Annotated in this window: 5 protein-coding genes and 1 pseudogene; 2 read left to right on the top strand and 4 right to left on the bottom strand. The window is 70.3% G+C overall.

Going from position 1 to position 5080, the window contains the following annotated elements; translation table 11 throughout:
- Positions 1 to 161 (top strand): annotated as a pseudogene (locus tag EAO75_RS48175) (acyl CoA--acetate/3-ketoacid CoA transferase subunit alpha); the annotation flags it as partial.
- A 130-nt stretch (positions 162 to 291) separates the two neighbouring features.
- Here EAO75_RS48175 and EAO75_RS02275 read toward each other — a convergent pair.
- The 4 genes from EAO75_RS02275 to afsQ1 form a co-directional block, all read right to left on the bottom strand.
- Complete coding sequence (locus tag EAO75_RS02275) at positions 292 to 843, bottom strand: VanZ family protein (protein ID WP_147993328.1); 552 nt, start codon at positions 841 to 843, stop codon at positions 292 to 294.
- A gap of 333 nt (positions 844 to 1176) precedes the next feature.
- The gene (locus tag EAO75_RS02280) at positions 1177 to 1782 is read right to left on the bottom strand and encodes a hypothetical protein (protein ID WP_147994237.1); all 606 of its coding nucleotides are present in this window, start codon (positions 1780 to 1782) and stop codon (positions 1177 to 1179) included.
- Complete coding sequence (locus EAO75_RS02285) at positions 1782 to 3362, bottom strand: sensor histidine kinase (protein WP_147993329.1); 1581 nt, start codon at positions 3360 to 3362, stop codon at positions 1782 to 1784. Before EAO75_RS02285 ends, EAO75_RS02280 begins: the two co-directional genes overlap by 1 nt.
- Positions 3359 to 4036: a two-component system response regulator AfsQ1 gene (afsQ1, locus tag EAO75_RS02290; RefSeq protein ID WP_147993330.1), complete on the bottom strand. Its 678-nt coding sequence runs from the start codon at positions 4034 to 4036 to the stop codon at positions 3359 to 3361. Before afsQ1 ends, EAO75_RS02285 begins: the two co-directional genes overlap by 4 nt.
- 254 nt (positions 4037 to 4290) lie before the next feature.
- Between afsQ1 and EAO75_RS02295 the strand changes: the two genes are divergently transcribed.
- On the top strand, positions 4291 to 5037 hold the full coding sequence (locus EAO75_RS02295; protein ID WP_147993331.1) for a SigE family RNA polymerase sigma factor: 747 nt from the start codon (positions 4291 to 4293) through the stop codon (positions 5035 to 5037).
- Positions 5038 to 5080 lie beyond the last annotated feature (43 nt).

Genomic DNA, 5080 nt, shown 5'->3' on the forward strand with positions numbered 1-5080 from the left:
GGCTGGGCAACGGACAGTATCTGGGCCCGGACCCGTACTTCGACGACCTGTTCTGCGAGGCGGCCGACAGCGCGTACATGTCCTGTGAGCGGATCGTCGACACGGCCGAGCTGACGAAGGACGCCGCGGCGCACACTCCGCCGATCATGCGGCCGTTGGTGGGTCGGGCGAGCGCGGTCATGGTGCGGCTCCTTCGTGAGCGTCGGTCGAAGGCCTGCCTTTGTGGGGCCTTTCGAGTGGGTGCCTCATCTGACATCCACGCTACGAAGACGAACCGGGCAAAGCGTCACTCTAGGGAGCTATCCCGACCCTGGGAATCGTCGGGGTACGACCCTGAGTGGGCTCATCCTGGGGTCTGGTGGCTCGTTGGGCGCGCTTGGACCTGCGGCGGAGGTGGATGCGGGCCGCCGGGACGATCGCCGCGTGGGCGAGGGCCACGCCGAGGGTGTTCAGGAGCAGTGAGTCGATGTCCACGACCTGGCCGGGGACGCCGGTTTGCAGCAGCTCTATGCCCAGGGAGATCAGGGCGCCGGCGGCGACCGTGCGGACCAGGGAGCCGAGGGGGGAGGCGGTGAGGCTGCCGTGTGCCGTCGGGATCAGTACGCCGAGGGGGGCGAGGAGGGCGAGGCCCTCTGCGATGCGGCGGGCGGCCTCCTGCCAGCCGAGGGCGAGGTCTGCTCTGATGCCGGCGAAGGGGTGCAGGTTGGCCGGTGTCACCCAGGGGACGTCCAGGGGGCGCAGCGTGAGCCAGGCGACGAATGCGAGGTGGGCGACCAGGAGGATGCCTCCCGTCGCGCGGATGCGGATCGCGGCGGTGCCGCCGATGGGGCCTTGACGCTGCACGCCCCCGTAGACGCGCCCCCCGGCGGGATCGGTTCCGGGGGGCGGGGTAACCGTGTGAGGTGTCTGCCACACGGGTGCCGTTGGGTGGGGGTGCGTGTTGATGCCTGCGGCGCATGTGCCGGTTTGGTGGGGGTTCGCGTAGCGCCTGCGGGTGTGTGGTGGGTCGGGGCCGTGCCGGGGGGTGTCCGTCCTCGGTCGGGCGGTTGCTGTTCCTCAGAGAGGTGCTGTTTTTTGACGCCCGCCGCTGCGGGCGGACACCCCCCGGCACGGCCCCTTGCCGCCGTGCGCGGGTGCCGCGCCGTGCGGGTGCGGCGCCGTGGGGGTGCGGCGTCTTCAGTCGTCCGTGACCTCGGTCGAGGGGGGCTCGTTGCTGCCCGGCCTGGTGCGGACCTCGTCCGTGCACTCGTAGCGGCTCGGGGGCTCGGTGGTGGGGCCGCCCAGGATGACCGAGCCGTCGCCCTCGGTTGCCGAGGAGTCCGAGAACGTGCAGACGATCTGGGCCAGGGCGTACGACGTGAGGTCGTTGGGGGGTGTGCTCAGGCGCAGGGTTTCGTCGGGGTCGGCGGGGCGTGGGCCGGTGACTCCCATGGCGCCTCGGACGTCCGTGGTGTAGCCGGCTTCCTTCTCGGTGGGCGACGGAGTCGCCTCCAGCTCGTCCAGCAGGCCCTGGGCCACCAGGACGCGGCGTGCGGAGTCCGCCGTGCCGTCCGGTACGCGTACCGTCCTGTCCACGGCGACCAGTTGTGAGCCGCACAGCAGGAACACCTGGACCGGGAGGCCCCGCTCGGCCTGTGTCGAGATGTTCGGTTCGGAGAGTGAGCAGCGCACGCGGGAGGGGGCGGGGCCGAAGTCGGTCGGTACCTCGGTGGAGCGTATGCCGCAGCCGGTGAGGAGAGCGGCGGACAGGGCGGAGCAGGTGAGCAGGCGGCGTGTGTTCATCATGCGTCCCCCTTCTTCGTGTCCTTGCCCTCGGTTTCGTTGCCGTCCGCGTCGGGGGGCGGTTCTTCCGACGTGTCCCGGGGGAGACGGAAGGTGAAGATCGCGCCGCCCTCGGGGGAGTTGGCGGCGGTGATCTCGCCGCCGTGGATGTGGGCGTTCTCCAGGGCGATGGACAGGCCCAGGCCGCTGCCCTCGGAGCGGGGGCGCGAGGCGCTGGCCTTGTAGAAGCGGTCGAAGACGTGGGGGAGGACGTCCTCGGGGATGCCCGGGCCGTGGTCCCTTACGTCGATCACGAGTGAGTCGTCCTCTTCGCGGACCGCCACGCGCACCGGTGAGCCGCCGTGCTTGAGGGCGTTGCCGATGAGGTTGGCCAGGATGACGTCCAGGCGGCGGGGGTCGAGGCGGGCCATGATGCCGCGCTCGGCGTCCAGGTCGACCGCGTCCAGCCAGGCTCGGGCGTCGATGCAGGCCGTGATCTGGTCGGCGATGTCGACGTGGTCGAGGACCAGGCGGGCCGTGCCCGCGTCGAAGCGGGTGACCTCCATGAGGTTCTCGACGAGGTCGTTGAGGCGGCGCGTCTCGCTGACGACCAGGCGGACCGCGGGCTCGATCATGGGGTCCATCGAGCCGGACTCCGCCTCCAGCTCTTCTTCGAGCACTTCTGTCACGGCCGTGATCGCCGTGAGCGGTGTGCGCAGTTCGTGGGACATGTCGGCCACGAAGCGGCGGGACGCCTCGTCCCGTGCGGCCATGTCGGCCACCCGCTTCTCCAGCGCCGCGGCGGCGTTGTTGAACGTCCGGGACAGGTCGGCCAGTTCGTCCGTGCCGGAGACCCGCAGGCGGGTGTCCAGCTTGCCCTCGCCGAGGCGGCCGGCGGCGACGCCGAGGCGCTGCACCGGCTTCAGTACGGTCGTGGCGGCTGCCTGCGCGAGCAGCGCGGAGCCGATCAGGGCGAGGCCCGTGGCGATGCCGAGCGACCAGGCGAGGGAGTTGAGGTCCTTGGCCTCCTGCTCCAGGGACTTCAGCATGTAGCCGGTCGGGCCGCCGCCGTTGACCTTCGTGCCGGCTATCAGATACGGGGTGTCGTCCTCCACGATGCGCTGCCAGTACAGGTGGTACTCGGCCTTGTTGGTGGAGTTGACCTGCTGCTTCTCGTTCACCGCGGTGCGCAGGGACTTGGGCACGTCCGCGAGCGTGAAGCCGTCCAGGCCGCCGGAGCTGCCGTAGGCGGGACTGCCCTCCGCGTCCTGGGCGACCAGCAGGACGGAGAAGCGCTGGCTGCTGTTGGCCATCTGGCCCGCGGTGTGCTGGAGTTCGTCCTGCGTCGGCGCCTCGGGCAGCAGGCCCGCGCGGTTCTGCATCTCCTGCTCGAAGTCGCGCAGCACCGCGTCCTGCGTCCGGGTCAGGACCGCCTCGCGGTTGAGCCAGTAGGCGATGCCGGAGGCCGATACCGCGGCCGTGAGCGCCACGAGGCCGAAGACGACCACCAGGCGCAGGCGCAGGCTGGTGAAACGCAGCCTCGACCACACTCCCTTGCGAGCCGCGGCCCAGCCGCGGAAACCCCCTTGCGTGTCCGTCACTGAGGCGCGTCCAGGCGGTAGCCGACACCACGGACGGTACGGATGAGCGTGGGGGACGACGGGACGTCCTCGACCTTGGCGCGCAGGCGCTGGACGCAGGCGTCCACGAGCCGGGAGTCGCCCAGGTAGTCGTGCTCCCAGACCAGGCGCAGGAGCTGCTGGCGGGACAGGGCCTGGCCCGGCCGGCGGCTCAGTTCCAGCAGCAGGCGCAGCTCGGTCGGGGTGAGCTGGAGGTCCTCGCCGTTCTTCGTCACGGTCATCGCGGCGCGGTCGATGACGAGGCTGCCGTAGACCGCCGCGTCGTTGGACTCCCGCTCCCCGCGCCGCAGCACGGCCCGGATACGGGCGTCGAGGACCCGCCCCTGCACGGGTTTGACGATGTAGTCGTCCGCGCCGGACTCCAGTCCGACCACGATGTCGATGTCGTCGTTGCGCGCGGTCAGCAGGATGATCGGCAGCTGGTCGGTGCGCCGGATACGACGGCACACCTCGAAGCCGTCGATGCCGGGCAGCATCACGTCCAGCACGATCAGGTCCGGCCGCTGTTCACGCAGCAGTTTCAGACCGTCCTCGCCGGTGGCAGCGGTGGCCACACGGTGTCCCTGGCGGGTCAGTGAGAGCTCCAGGGCCGTACGGATGGCGTCGTCGTCCTCGATCAGCAACAGGGAAGGCACGGGGCTCATTCTGGCCCATGTGGGGGTGGTGTTTCGACACCTGTACGAGCAGTAGGGATACGTGTGCGTAGCGCTGTTGGCTGTGCTCGCGCTGTGCCGGTCCTGGCACCGGCCCCTGTGACAGGTCTGTGACAGTCGGCGGACACGGCCATGAAGGTGCCCGGGCAAGCTTCTCGGCGTAGGCAAGACAGCAGGACGCAACACAGCAAGCCGCACCAAGCAGAACACCGGAAGTCCACGACGGGGGGCGCGAGATGAATACGCTGCACGGCACCAGCACCAGCGCAGTGATCACGCGTCTGCACGACGTGAACGGGGGCCGGGGTTCCGAGAAGTCCGGTGCCGTGAGCGGGCGGGGGTGCGCTCGCGGCACCGGGCGTCAGCACACCGCGTACATGACGGTGGTTGACGGTTTCACGGGGGAAACGCACGGGGGTGCCGCGTACAGGGAGAACTCGGGGGAGCAGCGCCGCTCGCTGTCGGAGGCGGAGTTCACCGCCTACGTCCAGGAGCGCCGCGCCTCCCTGTACGCAACCGCCTACCACCTGACCGGTGACCGCTTCGAGGCCGAGGACCTGCTGCAGAGCGCGCTGTTCTCGACCTACCGGGCCTGGGACCGGATCAGTGACAAGGCCGCCGTCGGGGGCTACCTGCGGCGGACGATGACCAACCTGCACATCAGCGCGTGGCGCCGCCGCAAGCTGAACGAGTACCCGACCGAGGAGCTGCCGGAGACGCCCGGCGACACGGACGCGATGCGCGGCACGGAGCTGCGCGCGGTCCTGTGGCAGGCGCTGGCCCGGCTGCCCGAACTCCAGCGGACGATGCTGGTCCTTCGTTACTACGAGGGCCGCACCGACCCGGAGATCGCGGAGATCCTCGACATCAGTGTCGGCACGGTGAAGTCCAGCATCTGGCGGTCGCTCCGCCGGCTGCGCGAGGACGAGGTCCTCAGCTTCGGCCGTGACGAGGAGGACGCCTTCGGGGAGCTAGTCGCCTGAAGGTTCGGGGGGACCGCGGGGGAGCGGTAACAAGTGGGGGGAC

Origin of the sequence: Streptomyces sp. UW30 (assembly GCF_008042075.1) — a bacterium.
GTDB lineage: Bacteria > Actinomycetota > Actinomycetes > Streptomycetales > Streptomycetaceae > Streptomyces.